This window comes from Pilosibacter rotomagensis, from assembly GCF_045062245.2.
In the GTDB taxonomy this organism is placed as follows: Bacteria; Bacillota; Clostridia; order Lachnospirales; family Lachnospiraceae; genus Pilosibacter.
On record NZ_CM170323.1, the window covers coordinates 1,729,886 to 1,751,304 of the forward strand.

Below are 21,419 nucleotides of genomic sequence, written 5' to 3' on the forward strand. Positions count from 1 at the left end.
GACTATGATAGATGAACTGATCGCGGGAATCGTCCTGTTTAAAAACTTCATACTGCTGACGCTTGCGGCGGGAATCATCGGTTCCCTGCTCGCTGTGATCGGAACAAGAAAGTTTTCGTGGAACGGAAGAGCGCGCGGCGTCTATGGATTTCTCATAAACCGGAGCGACCGGGAGGCGGTCTGTTTTGCAGTATCGCTTCTCGGGTTCCTGTTCGTCCTCTCGTCCGTGATCTTCCGGGTCGAGATGGAGCTGCCGCATCTGGTTTTCCTTTTCCTCCTTGCGGCGGCAAAAGCAGTCGCCGGAGGCGGCGGACGCGTATTCTTAAGGGATCTTCTGAACAGCATTCTGATCTTTGTCGCTCTGCTGGTCGGAAATGTCCTGAGCGGGTACCTGAGGGAGACGAGGTTTGACCTCTATGTTGCGGTGATCCTCGGATTCCTCGGAATTTTCCTGATCGTTTACAGCGCGTACTTTTTACTGAAAGATATGGAGGAGCAGTCATGAAAGGCAGAACAAAATTAGAGAGAAAAGGCAGAGGATTCCGGGACCGGCTCTTAAGCCTCGGGATCATGGCTGCAGTCCTTGTGATCGCTGCCCTGGTCCTGATCTTTAAGAGAGATATGGACTCCGTCGTCTTAAAGGACGGAGCATACAACTATTTCGGAGATGTAAAAGTCGAATATACAGGAAAATGCAGAGTCCAGTACACGGATAAAGAGGTGACGATCCGGGATGAAAACGGAACGCAGACCCTGAATTCCAAACCGTTGTACCAGCCGGACGGAATGGCACTTCTGCCGTTTGATTACGCGTGGTATGCGGGAAATGACAGCGTATACCGCCTGTCCCATTTCAGTACGATGGCGATCGAGAACAACTCGGTCGTTCTCAGAGACGGAAATCTGAAGGCGGAAAATGCCGGCGGATATCTCTTCGACGGCGTGGACACTTATATATTCCTTGAAAATACAGAACTTCGCTGGGACGGCGGCAGTGTGGAAGTCCCGGCGCTTTCGTATGCTGTGGCGAGATACGGGAATACACTCCAGTATTTCGACTATGCGGCAGGAACGAGCACGGTTGTCCAGACAGGGGAATCGGAACTCACAGCTTCCTTTGCGAACGGGGATGTCCTTGACATGGGAACAGACACGATGAAGAAAGCGAACGGAACTTGGTATCTTCTTGTTGCGAGACCGGGAACGTTAAACAGAATGGAGAACAAATAGGAAGCAAAGGGGGAACTGGATTATGAAAAAAATTATCGCGATGGCAGCCATGCTGCTTGCGGTGGTGGTATTTGCCTACACATACCGCCTTCAGACTCTGGCCTGGCTTCAGTTTCCGGCATTTGCAGTGACAGAAAAGGACATCACAGATACCTTAAAGGCAGACGGAACGCCGGAGGAAGACAAAGAGGTCCTTTCGATGCGTGCCTGCACAGAGGATGAAGCGCTGTACCGCAGAGCAAACCGGTACTTTATCGGCGATAAGAAAGAATCCGTCGATATCACCTACCCGTTATTTGCACAGGAGGGAACGGCGCTCTATTATTTAAACGGTGATCTCAAACTCATCACAAACGATTTTGAGTCGTATGAACCGTATGAAGGTATGCTCCTGAGCAATGGTACTGCATATGATATTGACGGTCAGACAGCAGAGGACGAGGAGTATATCCTCTCCACAGCAGGAAAAGGTCTCTACATCAACACCCAGCCGATGACCGTGACCTCTTCCGGTAACGAATCAAGGATCCGTTTAAACAGTATCATGTACCTTGGAGATTCCGGCATCCACTATTACAGCTACGATGACGGAAGACTTGTCTACGGGCAGACAAAGATCACTTACGGGGACACGGTCAAGATCGGTTCGGTCAGCATGTCCTACGATGAGTTTTTAAAACAGCTCGGTCTCGTCGCAGAGTACAGCTCCACAGAGCAGAAAATACAGCCAGAGACGGAGGCGGAGACAAACCCGGCCGACCGTTCGGACCGTGAGCAGAGAAGACCGGGATCTTCCGGCGAGCATGCAAACGGAGAGACTGTCGCAAATGCGGACACCTCTGTCACACCGGCACTTCCGGTAACACCGGGAGCCGATGGGAACAGACAGGTGAACGAGGAGATCGATGAGTCCGGCAGCACGGATGGAAATAACGGAAGCGATGACAGCGGTCTCTATACGGACAGCACCTTCGCAGAGGAAGGCAGCGGAGACAGCTCCGGCGACTCCGATTCCGGCAGCGGCTCCGGTTCCGCGGGAGGCGGATCTGCGAGCGGAGGCAGCGGAAGCAGCAGCGGCGGCTCCGGCGGAGGCGGAGCATCCGACTCCGGAAGCGGAAGCGGAAGCTCCGGAAGCGGAAGTTCCGGCGGAGGCGGCGGAAGTTCGTCCTCCCCATCCGGAGGCAGCGGCAGCGTTGACCAGTCCGGAGACGGCGATTCCGGTGCAGACACAGGCGATGGATCCTCCGACGGAGGCGATTCTGACGTACGTCCGGATGAATTTAAGGAACCGACAGTGACACTTTCCAATATCAATGTCGGCGTATATGGCATGACAGGCAAGGTTGAGATCACGGATGATCAGAGCCGTCTTGTTCGTGTCGTCTTCCGGTTCAGTGTCAACGGAACCCAGAAGAGCCGTAAAAACATGAAAAAAGAAGGTACGCTCGAGGTTACAAACCTGGAACCGGGAACGACGTACCAGTTAAGCGGAGATATCGTTTTCCGCAACGATGAAGGTATCAAGGTGACAAAGCCATTCATGGATGCCATCGAGATCTCGACACTTCCGATGACGACACTTCGCCCGATGCGGCTGACATTCTCTGAGCGAGATACCTTCCTCCCGTATCAGATCGGGATCGACAGGATCCTCGCAGAGGATGTCGCGACTTCCGATGAACGGATCTCCGCGATCCCGTACATCAGCAGGATCGAGGTGACGGCCGGCGGTGAGGATTACAACGTCGGCGGTACGATCGTGAGAAATATCAAAAAGGGAACAGCGGGAGACTGGCTTTCCAAAGAAGGTTTTTCTTCCAATAAGACCTATGATTACACGATCCGCGTCATGGACCGGTTCCGGAATGAATTTGAACTGACATCGGACAGCATCACAAGGGGATCGACTCATACGAGCAAAGTGGAGCCGAAAGCTTCACTCCGCGAGACAGGAAACACGGTCGGGACCCAGACGATCTCCGTCCAGATCCAGAACACGGACCATGCGGCGATGGAGAACTGCTATTTCTATGTGGTCAACCAGCAGGGAGAAGATGTGCCGGCCTTTGACGAGACGGGAGACGGGATCAATACGCGCTACCGCAGGGCAGTTTCCACGGATGGAAAAGCGAATGAGTTTATGATCACAAACCTTCCGTCCGGAAGCTCGTTCTATATGGTTGCCCGTGCGGATTATGATCTGAATGATAAAAATACGGAAAACTGGCAGAGAAACATGCAGCTAGGAAGACTTTCCGTCTACACGGCTCCGATCAGTCTTCTCGGAAACGCATATGTGGATGTCGACTCCGCGGATATCACGGATTCTTCGTTCACGATCGGACTCAGTATCGATACAGATAAGACACTTGAGGGTCTTTTGACTCTTATGGAGCGCCTTCCGGTCGAGATCTCTTCCGATACAAAGACATGGAAGAACGAGGAGATCCTCTCAAGGAAAGAACTCGAAAAAGTGCCGGTGCAGGCCGGTACTGCGAGCATGGTGATTCAGGATCACGATTCGACAGATGCGTCTGTCCCGAAGGTCGTTCTCACGGGAACAGCACCGACGGAAAATACGAATGCCTGGGAGCTTCTCATGAAGGGCTGGAGAGCAGAACTGCAGTTCCGCGAGGGAGAAGGACAGGATGATCCGTTTGACTCCATGACTGTTTACACGGTATCGGTCGGAGCTGTTGCAGCTCAGGGCGGAAGTGAATACAACGTTGGCGCGTCGACAAACAGCCTTCAGCTCCGTACCCTGAAGCAGACGGCGGGAATCCGCCATGACGGCGTGTTCACACTCTCGAACTTCATCGAGATCTACCACTTCTATTTCGATGACCCGGACAATGCCGTCGATAAAGGAACGATCACGGTAAAGCTCTACTCTGTATCGGAGGCAAGCCTTGTCGAGACCAGAATGATCAAGACAAATACGGAGTACGAAAGCCTTCGTTTCAACAACCTGAAGATGGATACGGATTACCGTATTGAGTTCACGGCGCAGAACTACAACGTCTACTACGACAGCGGAAAGAATGAGACGAACTACACGTTCCCGGATCCGAACAGACTCATGTTACAACAGGTGAGGGAATTACCGGTTCGCTTGATCTCGAGTCCATTGTGGCTGCGGGATCCGGATGGAAATCTTCGGTGACGGTTACGTTAAACGACCGGAAGAAGGAACTGAAGAACGGAACATACACCCTGCTCTTAAAAGGAGCGGACGGTATGGACGTTGACTCCTCCAAGTTAAAGGAGATCAGCCGGATTTCCTATGATTTCCCGTATGATACAGCGGGAGACCAGGGAATCTCGGAGGCAAAGAGCTTTGACTGTAAGGGATTCTGGACATATGAGGTCGATCTCCTGATCAGCGTCCGCGGTTACGAGGACATTGTCCTCTCAAAAGTGAACTTCACGACGGAGACCGGAATGGATACGATCTCGAACTGGACGGAGTTCCGGACGAAGCTGAATGCAAATCCGAACGGAAAGTTCGCGGTCATCGCGGATATCGAGAGGACGGATTCCAGCTATGTATCGAACTTTGCCGGAACGGTCGACTTCCAGGGACATACGCTTTCCTTCCCGGAGGGCAGCAACTACGGAGCGGTGATCGGAACCCTCAAGAGTACCGGCGTGGTAAAGAACATTGTATTCAATTACCGGAGAACCGTTTCTCCTACTTCACAGATCTCGCAGACAGGCGGAATTGTCACCATGAACTATGGAACCATCAAAAATATTGTGATGACGATGTCGCTCGGGCGGACGAGACCGAACTACAGCAACGGATTCCTTGTATATACGAACTATAAATCCGGCGTGATTGAAAACTTCTCCATCAAACTTGAGAAGGAGCTCCACGCGAGAAGCTACATTGGTATTGTGTGCAGCGAAAACCAGGGAACGATCCGCCGCGGCGTTGTCTACGGAAAGGACGTTGTCATGGAGAGCGTCGTCTATGGAGGCGATGTGACGGTTGCATCCGGCAGATATGGTGCGATGGCATGTACGAACTCGGCGACCGGTCTGATCGAGGATACCTTTGTGATCAACAATACGGTCAACGAGTACAACAACAGTGAGTGGACAATGAGCCGGACTGCCGGAATTGTCGGAGAAAACAGCGGTACCGTCCGGAACAGCTTCTTTGTCGGAGACACCTACTATTATACGTATGAAAACGGAAAACAGTCCGTTTACAAGATCTACGATAAAGGCGGGTCTACGGTCGGCGCCAACAACAGCGGCGCGCGCTCGACGGATCTCTACCATATCTCGATGAGCTCCGTAGCGGTATATCCGAAGGATCTCGGAACGGCGACGGCGGTCCAGAGACTCTGGGACGGTGTCTGGTATGAGAAGGCTTTCAAGAATCCGGATGCCTTTACGATCGAGAGCCAGCTCGCGAGCGGATACTATCCGCGGATCAATATGTCGGATGCGATGGAGACGGCGCAGGAGAATATCGCCCTGCCGCCGGCACCGGGTGCAGATGTTCCGGAATTTGTCAGCAGCCGTGTGGTCAGCCAGACAAATAAAGAGGCGGAAATCCTCCTCTACTACCGGAGCAACAACCAGCAGAAGATTACCGGAATCGGCATCGATGGCCTGACGACGGAGGTTCTTGACCAGTATACAGAAAACGGCATGTACGTCGTCCGCGTGAAGGTCAGCGATCCGAAATCCTTTACCGGAAAGTATCTCTATACGAGCATTACCTACGAGATCAACACGGTGAGCCATGAGACGACGACTGTCGCCTGCGGTCAGGACGGAAACTATATTGAGGCTGATTTCTACCGCGAGATCGCAAGCTTCGAGGATTGGCTCTATCTGGACCAGTACCCGGCGGAGAACTTTATCCTTGTGGATGATCTCGACTTCACCGGAAAGAACCTCGCAGCGATGCAGGTCGGCACGGAAAAGGTTCCGTTTACCGGAAAGCTAAGCGGTGACGGACATACGGTAAAGAATATCAGCGGTGTCGGCTCCACGATCTTTTCGGTCGTATCCGGAGCGGAGATCAAAGACATCAATTTTGAAAATGTTGAACTAATCACAAATGACTCCGCGGACAACAAGGCGAAGTCCATGCAGGCCGGGATATTTGGAAAGGTTTTAAACAACACGACTTTAAAGAATATCCGTGCCTCAAAGGTGACGCTCTCCGATATGCCGTCGAACATCGGCGGTCTTGTTTCCTACCTTGAGTACAGCACAGTCGAGGACTGCCGGATGGAAGATGTATCGATCCGGACAGCAGCCTACGGAAACAGCGCCCTTTCGGTCGGCGGTCTTGTCGGTTACGGAAAAGGTCTCACGGTGAAGAACTCCTACGCATCGGGGCTTGACATCGAGGCGAAGAACGGAGTCCGTGCGAACGGAGTCGGAGGTCTCGTCGGATACGTCGAGACATTCGGATCTGTATCAAATGCTTACTCTCACGGAACGATCAATACCGCTTTTGGCGGCACCGGCGGGATCGTGGGAGCCGGAAGCTCCGACGTCAGTGAGGCGGTATCCCTGACGGATATCACAAGCTCGACCGGAGACCTCGGCGGAATTCTGGGAATTGCGACGGATAACGTCTCGGTTGATGATGTCATCTCGATCGGAAACCTCTCCGGAAGCGGTTCCAATATCAACCGTATCTACGGAAATATACGTGGTGTTGCACAGTGTGCAGTCACAAACGGCACTGCCTACAGCGGCCAGATCGTCGGAACGGGAACTTCCGTGGAGCTTCTTACAGCGACTTACCTCTCTGCGGCAGGGGAATTCCTGACCCAGAACTTCTTCAGAAACCGCGGACGAATCGGAAACAGCTTTGATATCGAGGGCAGCAGCGGCTATCGGATCGAGGACGGATATCTTCCGCAGTTAAAGAATGTTTCCGGGGAAATTCTCGCAGATCAGACCCCGCGCGAACTTCCGGATGAAAACCTGAAAGTGAGAAGAGCGGAGATCTATCAGCTGAGCAGTGGTGTCTATAACGTCGAGGTATACGCAGAGAACGGCGGAAACGGTTTCCTTTTGAATCGCATTGAGGCGGATGGACTCGATTTTTCCTCCTCAGATCCTAAAAAGGCAGTCGATGGGCTTGGAATCCAGTATTCGGATGTACAGCCGACGAAATTCCAGTCCGTCTACCCGGCATTCGCAGTCTTTAAGAAAGATGGTGTGGAGAAGCGCCTTGCGATCCAGATCCTCGTGAGAGAGGGAACCGTCATCGCGCGGACGATCCGCGATGCGGAAGAGTGGTATGCTGCGATGACAGAGGCGGGACAGAACTTCGAGAACTTCCGGATCGCCGGGGACATCGATCTTTCCAAGTATGTAACGAACGGAAAGATCCCGATGGGCTTAAAGATCAATTCCCTCGTCGGTGAGACAAAGAGCGACGGCGGAAAGTATACGATCACCTTTGGCGGAAAGGAGTACAGCACAGCGAGTGCTGCGGAATCCATGATCAACGTGATCGCCGGGGAGATGAAGAACCTGCGCTTTGCCGATATCGCGATCAACAACGGAACAAAGGCGGGAACCGGTTTTGGTATTGTCTCCACAAACCAGGGTAAGATCGAGAACTGCGAGTTCGAGAAGGTAAAACTTACCGGTTATCAGGCATCCCAGGTCGGTATGATCGGAACGAACACAGGTACGATCACGAATGCTTCCTTAAAGAATATCGAGATCTCGGTTTCCTCGACATCGAGTTATGTCGGTGGTCTTGCCGGTTACTCGACCGGTGCGATCAGCAACATCATGGCGGAAGGAGACGCGGTGGACTATACGTCCCTCGACGGTCTTCCATCGGACACACTCTTTACCTACCGGATCGTTGCGCCGTACAGTGAGGGCGTCGGCGGTATCGTCGGCGGAACAAAAGCGACGCTTACAGACGCTTCGGTCAAAGGAATCTATGTCAGTGGTTATAGTTATAACGGCGGTATCGCCGGACGTCTCGCTCAGGGCGTGCCGTCCGGAAACCTTACGGTCGGTGAGAGCGGATATCCGGTCTTTGTAAGCGGCAAAAACTATACCGGCGGTATCGGCTCCCTGTTCTCCGAGTCGACGAGAGACAGTGCACCGATCACGAACACGAAGGTGCAGTACACTTATGTCTCCGGCGGAGGAACCACCGCAGGTATCCTCGGAATCGGAAGCTGGTGGACGAGTATTGTGGATGCGACGGTAGATCACTCCTATATTAAGGGAACCGGAAGCTACACGATGGGAATCATCCAGAGTGGAGCGAGAGTGAACCGGGCACTCGTAAAAGAGTCCGTGATCACCGGAACTTCCTACGTTGCCGGTATTTCAAACGGGCAGAGTGGCGGTATCTACTACTCGAGCGTCGTTGATTCAACGGTCGAGGGAAGCGGAAACTATATCGGCGGCATCATGGGTAATACATCTGCCCAGGAGGGGATCTCTCAGGTTGCGGTTGTCGGATGTACAGTTCAGGGAACCGGAGCAACTTCGATGGGTGTCGGCGGAATTGCCGGAAGAAACGAGGGAACCGGAACGGCCGCCAGCTTCTTCGTTGTCAATAACACAAAGGTCAAAGGCGTCACGGGGGTTGGCGGTATCACCGGAATTGCGATCGCCGGAAGATATACGTATATGAACTGCAATGCGGATGTCGAGGCGACTGGTTCTGCAGCCGGTGCATTTGCGGGAATCCTCTACGACTACAAATACGATAACCGTGGATACATTTCATACAACCGCGCGATGGTGAAGGAAGGTATCTTCGGAGGAACGGTCAAATCTGTTGAGCAGGCAGGCGCTTTTGTCGGACGTCTCACCTACAGCAATCCGGAGAGAGATGCGACGGGTGCTGTCGTTGCCCACGGAAATGACTATCTGAGCAGCGAAAATTATAATAATCTCGTTCTGACTTCGGATGTAACCGTGACGGGCAGATCGAGTACACCGACCGTCTGGGGTACTTTCTATCTGGACACGACTGAGTACACAGATACGGATTCAACTTATTTAAGACCGACAAGGACTCTTGACGATGAGGGGATCCGGACTGTGAACGGAGCAGCTCCGAAGGCAGCTGTCTGGGGCGGACTGAAATTAAACGGCACACCGCTCTGGGGCGAGAACGGTTCGAAGATCCAGGATTACACCGGAAGCGGAAAACCGTATGCGGAACTTAAGCTGAATGCAAATGAGAAGGATCCGACGAAATTCGATGATCCGGCAGCCGTTGCTCCGTACCAGTATTTTGTTACGGATGCGAATGTGTTTGGTACCAATGCGTTCTACACGAATGTTTTGAGCCTGAATTCCAGCTACTGGGATTATAAGAACCTGAAGCCTGGAAAGAATGATACGTATACGGCACATTTCCCGTATGTAAAGACGGGGGAGAGCTTCTACCCGTATCCGGATCAGACACAGACAAACCTCATCAACTATGAGGATGGCTCCTACGGCTTCTGGGGAGTTCCGATCCCGACAGGCGCGATGACTTCGATGTTGTCACTTCGGGATCTTACCGACGAGCAGTACCTCTGGGTATCCGCTTCGGGACCGGCGTCCATCACGTTTGAACTCGCTTCCGACGTTGTCGGAGTGACGATGACGGTTGCAGATGGATCCGGGGAAGTCTTAAGTGTCAACACGACCGACCGGATCTATACGATGCCGTACAATTACAGTACGCCGCTTACCGTAACGCTCTCGGCACCGGAACTCGGATTTACACAGACCTATGATGTTCTGGCGACGGACCTTGTGTCCTCCGTCATGGCATGGAACGGGGATCAGTATTACCTGACCGGTTCCGGGATCCGGAGTGCGTCCGGAAAGCAGATCGCGGGAAGCTTCCTGAACCTGCGCGACGGAAAAGCGCTCGACTTAAACGGCGATGTCTGGGATGTGGAGAGCGGAAGTGTCGTATCGCACTGCGATTCCTCTGACATTCAGTGGGAGGAACCGAAGGCAGTCCATACCTTTACATACGATGGAAAGAAGCTTTCCGTCTACCACCAGTTCATCCACTACGACGGGGAGGACCTCGACCGGCTCGCTTATGTGAAGAACGGAACCCTGTTCGGACTGGAACCGGATCCGGAGCTTGTCTACGGGGCAGTGCTCGCAGATACATATCAGGACAGCCAGTATCTGACAGTTCTCGGAACCGATGGAATGCTTCATGACTTAAATGAGTCGATCCATCTTCCGGAGAGCTTCACAAACCGCGGGATCGTGGAGCTGGCTGATAACATGCACGACAGCAGCCATGTCGCGATCGGCCGGTTTGAGGACGGAAAGGTATTTGCCTTCAACTTCCTGACCGGAACGGAGCTTACGCTTGAGGAGGCGGATTCCTGGGAGAACGGCGAGGATCTGACACTTGCGGATTACGCGGGTCAGTATATCGAGAGTTACTTAGGAAGCTGGTTCGGAATCAACAATTCCGGATATCAGGCATCCGTGAACCTCATGACGAACTTAAGCAACGGAAAACTTGGAAGTCTTGACGATATCCTTTCCTACAAGGGAACCGCCTCCGGAGACGGGGATGCGGCTGTTTCTTCCGGAAAGGCAGGAGGAGACGGATCCTCATCCGGTGATCCTGACAAGACCGAAAAGAACGGAGAAAACGACAGAACGGCTGACAAGACGGAAACGACAGACGGAAACGGAAGGACCTCCGACAATACGGAGAAAAATACTGTTTCCGGAACATCGGTGAAGGATCGTGAGGCGGATACTTCTGAAAAGGATGTAAAAGCTTCCGAGAAGCTGGATTCCGAGAAGAAGACGACTGACAAAAAGGATGGCGGAAAAGAGAAAGCCGCTGTATCTGAGAGCGCGGCTGAGAAGGAGAAATCCGGAAACAGCAGTATCGTGGATAAGATCAGGAGTCTATTCGGAAAGGCGAGGGACGATGTGAAAGCCGATGCGGCCGATGCGAAGAGCAAAGATGCATCAGAGAGCACGGATGCAGCGAAGCAATCCGGTGCAGCCGATACTCAGATGAAGAATGCAGCTCAGAATGCAGAATCCCTGGCAGTGCAGAAGGAAGACGCAGAGAAGACTGCAGACGGATCAGACAAAGCACAGAACGCGCTGCCGGAGAACCGTGCAGACGGCACAGAGACCGGAAATACGGACAATTCCGGTGCAGCAGCTTCCGACTCTGCAGGATCGGAGAATGATTTTGAAGATGCAGCTTCGAATGCTGCCTCTGAGGATACGACCTCCGGAACATCTGCAGAAGGTTCCGCGGATGAAGCCGGAAAGGCAGCAGACGCGGCAGCTCAGACTGACGGAGAACAGGCCGGAGAGTCCGCTGGAAATTCTTCTGAAGCTTCCGGACAACAGGCTTCTGAGGCCTCCTTCGACGGAACATCTGCGGAAGTAGCCGATGGAATGACCACCGATCCGACATCCGGCTCTGTGACGGAAAGGAAACTGATCACTGTCTATAATCCGGCAGACGGATCTTACAAGGTCTACACAGCGAAAGATTACCTGTCTCAAAAGAGCAGTGATCTTACAAGTGTGGACGACAAGGTGAAGGAGATGGCATCTCAGGGACTGATCGCTGATCAGGCACAGTTAAAGAGCAACGATTTCGTGAAAGACAAGAAATACGGAATCATGATCTTCGGTGCGTTCTCTGCGATGGGAGTCCTCTTATCCCTTGGTCTTCTGTTCAGAAAGAGAGAGGGGAGGAAATAAGATTCCATGAAACAAAAAAAAGGCTGGAAAGTATTCTTTCTGTCGCTCCTCATGTGCCTGACGTTTTCGTCAGGCGCGTGGGCGGCAGAGGGAGATCCCGTGAAGATCGAGCGGGTGAAACTGAAGCTGGAATCCCAACTGACAAAGACCGGGGAGGTCAAGGTCACAAATATGGGAAAAGGCTACACAGTTACCGGCTGCGAGGTCATCAACGGTGCGGATGTTGACAACTGGAATTCTTCCTACTGCGCACGTGTCCAGATCGGGCTTGTTGCGGACAGCGGGTATGAGTTCCGGAAAAAGGGAAGCTCCTATTTCGACCTCAAAGGGTCCGATGTCTATCGCTTTGTATCGAGAGAATACGAGGGGAATGAAGAGGTCTGGCTCTATGTGGACATGATCCCGATGAATAAAAAGATCGGGGTTCCTCTGGATCCGGACTGGAGTGGTACCGGGACAGCAAAGTGGAGTCAGGCATATAAGGCGGTTTCCTATCATGTAACCCTTTATGAGAATGGAAAAAAGAGAACGAGTGAGACGGTAAAACGTGGAAATACGATCGATTTTTCCGGTCAGATGAAGGAAGGAAAGCTCTACACCTTCTTTGTGACAGCAGAAAACAGCGATGGAAAGAAGAGTAAAGCGGTTGCCGGACCCGGGATCGTCTATACCGGAACCAGATTCACATCACAGGATGGAAGTACTCCGAAAGATCAGGCATTTTCAGGTGCGTGGATCGAGGAAGACAAAACCGGAAAGTGGCGTTATGTGATGAATGCCAGAGGGACTTCCTGGTGTCAGGACCAGTGGAAGGAGATCGGCGGAAGCTGGTACCGGTTTGATGCGGACGGTTACATGGTGACCGGCTGGTACCAGTCTCCGGATGGAACCTGGTATTATCTCGATGAATCCGGTGCGATGGTAACCGGAGAGAGAACGATCGACGGAAAGACGTATCGTTTTGGAAATGGTTCCGACCGGGAAGCCGGAGTCTGGATCTCCTGAGCATGTGATCCGGGAAGACTCCTGACCGGTTTCAGAGCGGCATGAAATTTTTTCACGGATGTGCGGCAGCAGAGAAAATGGCGGCTGGGAAGACATGCTCATATGACATGTCGTCCCAGCCGCTTTTGTTCACTTGTTACCTCAGCCGCCCGGCGAGGCGGCGGATCATTTCGGCTTTCTGACGCTCCGGCGGGGAGAGGGATTCACACAGGACATCAAAGAGAAGTTCTTTTTCGTCTGCCGAAAAGGAGATGGACTCTTTCTGCATCTTCTGATTCAGGTTGAGAAACGCACGCATTCTCTCATTTTCCGGTGTGTTTGCAAGTTCATCCGCAAAGGATGCGAGAAGCGCGATCTTCGCGGCGTCCATGGAGTGAAGTCTCGGGTCGGATTTCCATGTGGAGTTGTTCATGCAGAACCTCCCGGCGCGAAGCTCTGGATCACCATCTGCAGGGTCTCAAACTGATTTTTTACATCCGGCGGCAGAAGCGCGAGAAGCTGATCCGGTGTGACTCCGGCATTTGCGGCGCCTTTCCGGGTCTCTAAGAACCGGGTCATCATATCGATCATCTCCTGCTCCTGATGGTTTGCGTAGGGGCGGACGGCTGAGAGCATGGATCGCGGAGAAGTGTGTTCCGCATCGAGCGCACAGATCTTCATCATGCCGTCCTCGTTGTCCCGGAAAAATTCCATGGTCCGCAGAAGCTCTTCGACTTTTACGAACATGGAAAGATTTCTCTGCCTGCCGATGTCGAGGTAGGGGAGTGCGGCTTTCACCATCTGGAGATGATGATCACCGGTAGCGTAGTCGAGATCGGTCAGTTTTAATTCTTTTTCACTCATACTTGTGGACCTCCTGTATGTGAAAATATATGAGAGGAAGTTCCGGCTCATGACGGGAAAATCCGGATGAAAGAGGAATGCGAAAGGTTACAGTACACGGTCACTCCATGCCCGCGTACTGTAACAGGATTTTGCCGATGCTTCGCATTCCAAATCGGCAAAATCCGCGACCACAACGGTATCATACGGAATTTTCAGTTCAGAAAATTCCTACCCGTGAAAAGTAACTGCGAAAGCACTGCTTCTCCGGGTTCACAGTGAAAGAAGTTCCGGAATAAAATAACAGTAAAAAGACGCAGATGGAAAGAAATGGCGCAGCTGCGGACGGAATCCGGATGGAAGAAAATGGGAAGACTTGTCATAGATGGAAACAGTGTGTATGAGATCGATGAGGAATGTGAGAGAAAGAAGATGATGGATGAGCAGAAACGTGCGGAGGAAAACCATCCGACGGGAAAAAGCGGATGGAACAAAGATGGAACGAAGGTGCCGCTAAGGCGCGGTTAGGAAATATTGGGCGAATCTTAACAGGAGGGCGGGAAGATCTCCCGCCCCGTGAAAGAGATGAGACTGCAAAAGAATCAGCAGCCAAAGCCGCATCCGTTTCCATTGCCCCAACCGCCGCAGCAGCAGAGAAGCAGGATGATCCAGAGACAGCTGTTGTCACATCCGCATCCATTTCCACAGCTATTTCCGCAGCCGTTATGTCCCCAACCGCCGCAGCAGCAGAGAAGCAGGATGATCCAAAGAGAGTTGTTTCCGCATCCGCATCCGCCGCAGCCCGGTGCCGGGCTGTCACATCCACATCCACAGTTTGTAGCAGCTAAATCACTCATGTTATTTCCTCCGGAAATATCTTTACACTTTCAGTATATGCAGGAGGGCATGTCAGGATTTAACGAATATCAGCAGAAATTTTCTATTGCCGTGCAAGGGACATTTCCGAATGCGGCGAAAATTCAGGACCATGGTCCGGATCGAACTCACAATATATGAATTCTCGCCGCCTTAAAGGGCTGTGGGATTTATCTGATCGAGATAAAATTAAGGAGGAACAGGTCAGTATGAAAAAGAATCAGCGAAAGCTCAGACAGGTAGGTTTTATTGCGGGGATACTCCTCTGCGCAGGGATCAACGTTTTCCCTGCATCGGCAGCCGGGCGGATCCAGAAAATTTCCCTTTATCTTGATGGGGAGGCGGCAAAGCCGGGACAGTTTCTGGATGATACGCTTCCGGAGATCACTACGTCTGCGGAAAAATATACGATCCATTCTTATGATTATGTAAATGACCGGGTCAGATGGGACCGGATGGACACACCGGAGCTCAGGATCGATCTTTATTATGACAGCGGTTACAAGCTCTCGAAAGAGACCGTCGAGAAGATCCAGCTGCGCGGTCTGGAGTGCACCTACGAAAAGTACGAATGGCTGAGAAAAGATGATCTCGAAGAAGACGGAGTCCGGGGTGTGCGGATCTATCTGAAATTCCCGGCATTCAGTACACCGGGAGAAAGTGCGAAGGCGAAACAGGAGGTGATCGAGGCGAAAGCAGCGGAGCTTGAGAAAAAGTCAAAGAAGAAAGCAAAGCGGCTGCGCGATTCTTCTGTCGCAAGCGGATGGTATCAGGATGCGAATGGCTGGTGGTACCTTGAGGATGACGGCAAGTGGCATACGAACGAATGGAAACAGACCGGTGGCAGCTGGAGTTATCTGGATGCCGACGGTTATGCAAAGACCGGCTGGTTTGAGGTCGGCGGGACCTGGTACTGCGCAGACAAGACCGGCACGCTCTATGTCAACACAGTTACTCCGGACGGGTATCATGTGAACGGGGACGGTGCATGGGTGTCATAACATCCCTTTTCGCAGACAGAGATTTTTTGAACTGAAAGTTTATATGACACAGTAATAGATGGGGATTTTGGCGATTTCGAGTGAGAAACATCGGCGAAATCCCCATCTTGTCATATGGGAAGCGAGATGGTAAAATCAAGATACACTGGGACGTCCGGCAGCAGGGATCGCAGCAGATGGTTCCGGGAGTACGGCTCCGGAGAGGAGACAGGATATGACAGGACGGAAAAAACTGTCAGTCAGGCTTGATGATTTCCGGAAGATCCGGGGAAATTGAGAGACAAAGAGGAGAAAGACAGTAATGAAAAAATTATATTATGATTCAGCATATATCCGCACATTCGAGGCGAAAGTCCTTTCCTGTACGGAGGGAAAAAAGGGATATGAGGTGGTCCTTGACCAGACGGCATTTTACCCGGAGGGCGGCGGACAGCCGTATGATACGGGAATCCTCGGCGGAGCGCATGTGACGGCGGTCCATGATGTGAAAGGGGAGATCGTCCACTATACGGACGCACCGCTTACCGTCGGCGAGACCGTGACTGGCGAGATCGACTGGGAGAGAAGATTTCGGAATATGCAGGGACATTCCGGTGAACATCTTGTCTCCGGGCTGATCCACGCGAAATATGGATATGACAATGTGGGATTCCATATGGGATCGGAGGAGATCACGATCGATCTGAACGGAACGCTCACATGGGACGAGCTTCTGGAGATCGAAAAGAAAGCGAACCGGATGATCTGGGAGAATCTGGAGATCTACGCGGGCTTCCCATCCCCGGAGGAACTTGCAAAGATGGACTACCGGAGCAAAAAGGAGCTGACCGGGGACATCCGGATCGTCAGCATCCCGAACGGCGACACCTGCGCCTGCTGCGGGACACATGTGGCGAAAACCGGTGAGATCGGTCTCGTGAAATTTTTAACCATGATTCACTATAAGGGCGGTGTCAGGATCTCTCTGCTCTGCGGGGAAGAGGCTGTGATGGATTATGAGAAGAAAAGGGAAGAACTTCAGAAAATTTCTGTATTCCTGTCCGCAAAAGCCGGAAAGACTGCGGATGCCGTGGAAAAACTGAAAAATGAGCTGATGCAGACTCAGGCAAAATTGTCTGAGACTTCAAGAAAACTTATGAAATTCCAGGCGGATCAGTTAAAAGAGGGAAATGAGAAGATCTGTTACCTCGGAAATGATCTCGATATGACGGAACTCCGTCACTTTGTGAACTTCGCGCTCGAAGGAAAGAAGGGGGAAATTGTCCTCGCCCTGTCAGAAAGTGTGAATGGGGGATTCTCTTATGTTCTGGGGAGCCAGAGCGAGGACATGCGCGCTCTCTCGAAGGAATTAAATGGGGAACTCTCCGGGAGAGGCGGGGGAAGCAGCCAGATGGCACAGGGAACCTTCTTCGCAAAGAAGGAAGAACTGCTCTCCAATCTGGCCGGTAAAGGGTTTGTTATGGCTTAAATGGATCAGCAGCCCTGAACCATGTACTGGATCAGACGCTTGGAATCCTCATCGTTGTGTGTGGTAAGGCTTAACTCCTTGATGTTTCCGTTGGAAAAAACGGTAGCCATGGAGAAGTACTGGCTGAGTTTGGACTTTAAGTTTACGCTTCCGCCTTCCGGAAGACTTAACTCAACAGCGCCGTCACACTGGTTGATGACTTTGAAAAATGTATCAAGATTGGAAATATTTCTCATTTTTAATTTCATAATTAGTTACCTCCTCAAAGGTTGCTTGTAACTGCCACAGTTACTCGTGTTTTACTTTGTCACTTCGTTTTTCTTTTAACGATTTGAATTCTACCAGATGAGTAGGGAAAAAACAATCGACGGAATAGATAAAAATTTAACAATCTAAACTGGATTTTTATGGAATTTATGGGGAACATCGGGCGGAAGCTGGACGGACTGTCGAAAGTGCACCAAAAACAGGGAAAGGATCAAGAAAAATGGCATATTTTCCATTGTTTGTGAACCTGGAAGGGCGTCGTGTCCTCGTAGTCGGCGGCGGAAAGATCGCTGCAAGGCGGATCCGGACGCTGTTGGAGTTCGGATGTGAGATCACTGTTGTGGCACCGGAGGTGGGTGAGGAGCTTCTGGAAATGCTGGGGCCGGACGCCGGGACCGTGTATGCGGAAGAGGAACGAAAATCAGGAAAGGTGACCCCGGGGAGTTGTCGGATCATCTGGAAAAGGAAAAAGTATGAGATCAAAGATCCGGAAGCAATTTCAGCAGATCCCATGGAGACAGATAAATTCACATTCGTTCTTGCCGCCGCCACCCCGGACATAAATGCACAGGTCGTCCGGGAATGCCGCAAAAAAAATATCCCGGTCAACAATGCGTCGGACCGGGACCAGTGTGATTTTTATTTTCCGGGAATCGCGAAGGATGGCGACACAGTCGTCGGAATCACTTCCGGTGGGAGAGATCATAAACTGGCGGCTAAGATCTCGCAGGCTGTGCGGAACGTGTTACATGTCTAAGATCTTCCGATTCCGGCCATAAACATCGAAAGCTTGATATCGTCGAGATAGAGCGCCGAGACCCGCAGCCCGCCGCGTCCGGATCCGATCTCGATATCGGGCTTTGCGGCACCGTGGAAGTCGGAGCCGCCTGTGGGTGCAAGAGCGTATTTTTTTGCAAGCTTCCGGAGCTTTCCGCTTTCATCCTGATTGTTGGAGGAGTGAAAACATTCGAGACCGCAAAGACCATGCTCTTTTAACATGGAGACAAGCTCTTCTGTGCCTGCCCAGCCGAGCTTATACTGGAGCGGATGGGCGAGGACCGGGAAACCGCCTGCGGCCTGGAGAGCGTTAAGGACTTCCTCCGGCGTGATGAGCTCTCTGGAGCGGTAGTACGGTCGGTCCGGGTTTAAGTATTTCCGGAACGCCTGATCGACGGAGGACACATATCCCCGCTTTAAAAGCGCTCTCGCAAAGTGGGCACGAGTGATCACGGTTTTCGGATTCCCGCAGTGGAGATCTTCCACAGTGATCTCAAATCCATCTTTATTGAAGGCGGCGAGCATTTCCATATTGCGGTCATATCGTTTCCGGGAAGCTTCTTTTAAAAAGGAGAGAAGCTCCGGGTTCGTATGATCAATGTAGAGACCCAGGATATGGATCTCTTTTTCTTTATAGATACAGGAGACCTCGATCCCGGGAATGACCTCCATATCGAGGTCCTTTGCGGCTTTTAACGCCTCGTCGATCCCGGAGACCGTATCGTGGTCCGTGAGAGCCATGGCGGTGAGCCCGAGACCGGCTGCACGGTTTACGACCTCGGTGGGAGTCAAGGAGCCGTCGGAGGCGGTAGAGTGAACGTGAAGGTCGATGAGTTTCATATATCAGAAGTTCCTTTCTTGATCTGTAATTGCGATGCTGTACATCAATGACGAACAGCAGACTGTTACCTTATTTTAACATATCTGAGACAAAATTGTGAATAAAATTTAAGATTTCTGTTATACCATTTTTCTTAAATTATGCTATACTACTACCTGTATATCTGCGCGTTTTGCGGAAACGATGTCCCGATACATTTTCTGTACCGGGATCGGCTGCCTGTAAGAGCCGGAAGCTTCGCGCGGATTCGGATTCAGAAAAACGGATGGATAGAGAGAAGATCCGTCCTGAAAACAAAAATAAAAGGTGAGAGCAATGAGTGACACATTCAGAAACAGCAGAGCGGGCGGAAGATCCCGCCAGTCCAGCGCGGCAGACCGCATCATGGCGGTACAGAATGCCCGGAATAAGGGAACCGGGGCAAGAAGAGGAGGCTCCGGAAGAAGACGGGGCCGGGGCCGGGGAAGAGGAAGAGGTCAGGGACCGGATATGGCAAAGATCGTCCTGATCGCGATCGGCGTCGTGATCTTTCTGATCTGCGTGGCAGTCGGACTCCAGAGCTGTGCAAGGTCCGGGAAACAGGACGCGGGATCCGAAACATCCACGGAGGAGACAACGACGGAGCCGGAGACAGAGATCGAAGCGGAGATCACGGTAAACGGGATCCAGATCCACGGTCTCACAAAATCCGAGGCGATGGAGAAGGTCCTTGCAGATATGGGATGGAAGATGAAGGTGACCTTCGGTGACAGCACGGAAGAACTTCCGAACCTTATGGAAGCAAATGTAGATGCGGTGATCGAAGAGGCACTCGCAAAGAAGGAATCCGGCGACTATACTGTTCAGACGGATGACCTTGATGACGCGGTCCAGGTCGAGGTAAAAGCGCTGGCCGCAAAGTGGGATGTTGAGCCGAAGAATGGTTCGATCGCTTCCTATGATAAATCGACCGGCAAATTTACATTTGCAGGAGCCCAGACCGGAAAGAAGATCGATCAGGAAAAACTTGCCTCCGATATCACGGCGGCGATGAAAGCGGGAGAGTACGACAAGACGATCACGGCGACGGCGAACGAGGTACAGCCGGAGATCACGGAAGCTCAGGCCCGCGACAATTTCAAAAAGATCGGAACATATACGACGACGACAACGACAAATAAGGACAGAAACGAAAATATCCGTCTCGCCTGCGCGGCGATCAACGGCACGATCCTTCAGCCGGGAGAAGAATTCTCCTTTAATAAGATGACAGGCAACCGTACCACAGAAAAAGGATACAAACCAGCGGGTGCGTACTCCAACGGCGTTGTGGTTCAGGAGCCGGGCGGCGGTGTCTGCCAGGTATCCTCAACTCTCTACAATGCGGTCGTATTTGCCGGACTCAAGACGACGGAACGCCATGCACACACATATGAACCTTCCTATGTCACACCGGGCGAGGATGCGATGGTAAGCTATGACGGATATGCGGGTCCGGATCTGCGGTTTGTGAATAACGGAAAGACAGCGATCGGCATCAAAGCGTCCATCTCCGGTCAGACCCTGACGGTTTCCATTTACGGAAACCCGATCTTAGAGGACGGCGTGACCGTGTCGATGCATTCCGAAAAGATCAAGGAACTCGACGCGCCGGCACCGACTTATGTCGAAGACCCGACTCTCCAGCCGGGTACCGAAGTTGTCGCAAAGGCGGCAACACCGGGAAGCAGATGGCAGACGAACCTGATCACGAAAAAGAACGGGCAGGTCGTGAGCGATGTCCTTCTCCACAACAGCACTTATAAAGGAAAGGCGGCTACGATCAAGAGAAATACTTCCGGAACGGTTGCGGCGACGGAAACGCAGTCCACAGAGTCAGCGGCAGCACCGTCTGAATCTGCTGCGGAGTCAACGGCGGCGGAGACGACGGCTGCAGAGACAACAGCAGCACCGACAACGGCAGCACCGTCCGCCGGATCCAACTACGGACCGGGGTATACGCCGGAGACAACGGCAGCGCCTGCGGAGACGAACCAGGCTCCGTCCGATATGGGGCTGATCGCTCCGAACGGACAGTAGCGGAGGTCCCGCCTGAGAGCGGGGAATGGTCGGACCAATAAAAAGAATACTTTATATAAAAAAGCGGTGAACAGGAATCAAAATGATTTCCTGCCTCACCGCTTTTTATTTAAAAGAAATCATTATCTGTAAAAGAGAGAAGTGCTCCGGAACAGGAGTTTGTCAAAACTAACCAAATGCACATTCTCACAATGCGGATAACATTCCATAATATGAAAAGATAATGCAAAAATTTTAATATTGTTTATGATTTGGTACATGATTCTGCCGTTTTTGATTTGCATTTTAGGGAAAAATTGCTATAATAATTTATAGATGTTCTGATAAACGCGGAACACATAAGTTTAATAAA

Annotated in this window: 15 protein-coding genes; 10 read left to right on the forward strand and 5 right to left on the reverse strand. The window is 51.9% G+C overall.

All coding sequences use genetic code 11. The annotated features are described in order from the left end of the window. Window positions 1-4: 4 nt before the first annotated feature. The 5 genes from ACI3EW_RS07640 to ACI3EW_RS07660 are packed head-to-tail and all read left to right on the forward strand — an operon-like array spanning window position 5 to window position 12,957. Window positions 5-505 (forward strand): hypothetical protein, encoded by a 501-nt coding sequence (locus ACI3EW_RS07640; RefSeq protein ID WP_118597876.1) that lies wholly within the window; start codon window positions 5-7, stop codon window positions 503-505. Then, window positions 502-1,230: a hypothetical protein gene (locus ACI3EW_RS07645; RefSeq protein ID WP_118531987.1), complete on the forward strand. Its 729-nt coding sequence runs from the start codon at window positions 502-504 to the stop codon at window positions 1,228-1,230. Before ACI3EW_RS07640 ends, ACI3EW_RS07645 begins: the two co-directional genes overlap by 4 nt. 22 nt (window positions 1,231-1,252) lie before the next feature. Further along, window positions 1,253-4,393, forward strand: a complete 3,141-nt coding sequence (locus tag ACI3EW_RS07650) for a hypothetical protein (RefSeq protein WP_405582149.1) — start codon at window positions 1,253-1,255, stop codon at window positions 4,391-4,393. Next, entirely contained in the window at window positions 4,390-11,952 is a 7,563-nt protein-coding gene (locus ACI3EW_RS07655; RefSeq protein WP_485663348.1) for a GLUG motif-containing protein, read from the forward strand. The genes ACI3EW_RS07650 and ACI3EW_RS07655 overlap by 4 nt, the downstream gene beginning before the upstream one ends. A 6-nt stretch (window positions 11,953-11,958) precedes the next feature. After that, window positions 11,959-12,957 (forward strand): N-acetylmuramoyl-L-alanine amidase family protein, encoded by a 999-nt coding sequence (locus ACI3EW_RS07660; protein ID WP_118531997.1) that lies wholly within the window; start codon window positions 11,959-11,961, stop codon window positions 12,955-12,957. 136 nt (window positions 12,958-13,093) lie between these two features. Here the strand turns inward: ACI3EW_RS07660 and ACI3EW_RS07665 are convergent, their stop codons facing one another. After that, a complete protein-coding gene (locus ACI3EW_RS07665) occupies window positions 13,094-13,369 on the reverse strand; it encodes a hypothetical protein (RefSeq protein WP_405582158.1) in 276 nt (91 codons plus the stop codon). Continuing rightward, entirely contained in the window at window positions 13,366-13,800 is a 435-nt protein-coding gene (locus ACI3EW_RS07670) for a hypothetical protein (protein WP_215702493.1), read from the reverse strand. The genes ACI3EW_RS07665 and ACI3EW_RS07670 overlap by 4 nt, the downstream gene beginning before the upstream one ends. Window positions 13,801-14,145: 345 nt before the next feature. Here ACI3EW_RS07670 and ACI3EW_RS07675 point away from each other — a divergent pair, with 345 nt between their 5' ends. Beyond that, window positions 14,146-14,307: a hypothetical protein gene (locus ACI3EW_RS07675; RefSeq protein ID WP_182426814.1), complete on the forward strand. Its 162-nt coding sequence runs from the start codon at window positions 14,146-14,148 to the stop codon at window positions 14,305-14,307. Window positions 14,308-14,381: 74 nt separating this feature from the next. Here the strand turns inward: ACI3EW_RS07675 and ACI3EW_RS07680 are convergent, their stop codons facing one another. After that, the gene (locus ACI3EW_RS07680) at window positions 14,382-14,636 is read right to left on the reverse strand and encodes a chorion class high-cysteine HCB protein 13 (RefSeq protein ID WP_118735500.1); all 255 of its coding nucleotides are present in this window, start codon (window positions 14,634-14,636) and stop codon (window positions 14,382-14,384) included. 228 nt (window positions 14,637-14,864) lie between these two features. Between ACI3EW_RS07680 and ACI3EW_RS07685 the strand changes: the two genes are divergently transcribed. Continuing rightward, on the forward strand, window positions 14,865-15,656 hold the full coding sequence (locus ACI3EW_RS07685; protein ID WP_405582163.1) for a hypothetical protein: 792 nt from the start codon (window positions 14,865-14,867) through the stop codon (window positions 15,654-15,656). Between the two features lie 301 nt (window positions 15,657-15,957). Beyond that, window positions 15,958-17,124: an alanine--tRNA ligase-related protein gene (locus ACI3EW_RS07690; protein WP_405582166.1), complete on the forward strand. Its 1,167-nt coding sequence runs from the start codon at window positions 15,958-15,960 to the stop codon at window positions 17,122-17,124. A gap of 5 nt (window positions 17,125-17,129) precedes the next feature. Here the strand turns inward: ACI3EW_RS07690 and ACI3EW_RS07695 are convergent, their stop codons facing one another. Next, window positions 17,130-17,372: a polya polymerase gene (locus ACI3EW_RS07695; RefSeq protein ID WP_118532019.1), complete on the reverse strand. Its 243-nt coding sequence runs from the start codon at window positions 17,370-17,372 to the stop codon at window positions 17,130-17,132. A 239-nt stretch (window positions 17,373-17,611) separates the two neighbouring features. Between ACI3EW_RS07695 and ACI3EW_RS07700 the strand changes: the two genes are divergently transcribed. Further along, a complete protein-coding gene (locus ACI3EW_RS07700; RefSeq protein ID WP_405582169.1) occupies window positions 17,612-18,148 on the forward strand; it encodes a precorrin-2 dehydrogenase/sirohydrochlorin ferrochelatase family protein in 537 nt (178 codons plus the stop codon). On the opposite strand, the gene ACI3EW_RS07705 is transcribed toward ACI3EW_RS07700, so the two are convergent. Continuing rightward, entirely contained in the window at window positions 18,145-19,008 is an 864-nt protein-coding gene (locus ACI3EW_RS07705; RefSeq protein ID WP_118532024.1) for a PHP domain-containing protein, read from the reverse strand. The two genes, ACI3EW_RS07700 and ACI3EW_RS07705, sit on opposite strands and share 4 nt — an antisense overlap. 316 nt (window positions 19,009-19,324) lie before the next feature. Between ACI3EW_RS07705 and ACI3EW_RS07710 the strand changes: the two genes are divergently transcribed. Beyond that, a complete protein-coding gene (locus tag ACI3EW_RS07710) occupies window positions 19,325-21,067 on the forward strand; it encodes a VanW family protein (RefSeq protein WP_485663349.1) in 1,743 nt (580 codons plus the stop codon). Window positions 21,068-21,419: the final 352 nt, after the last annotated feature.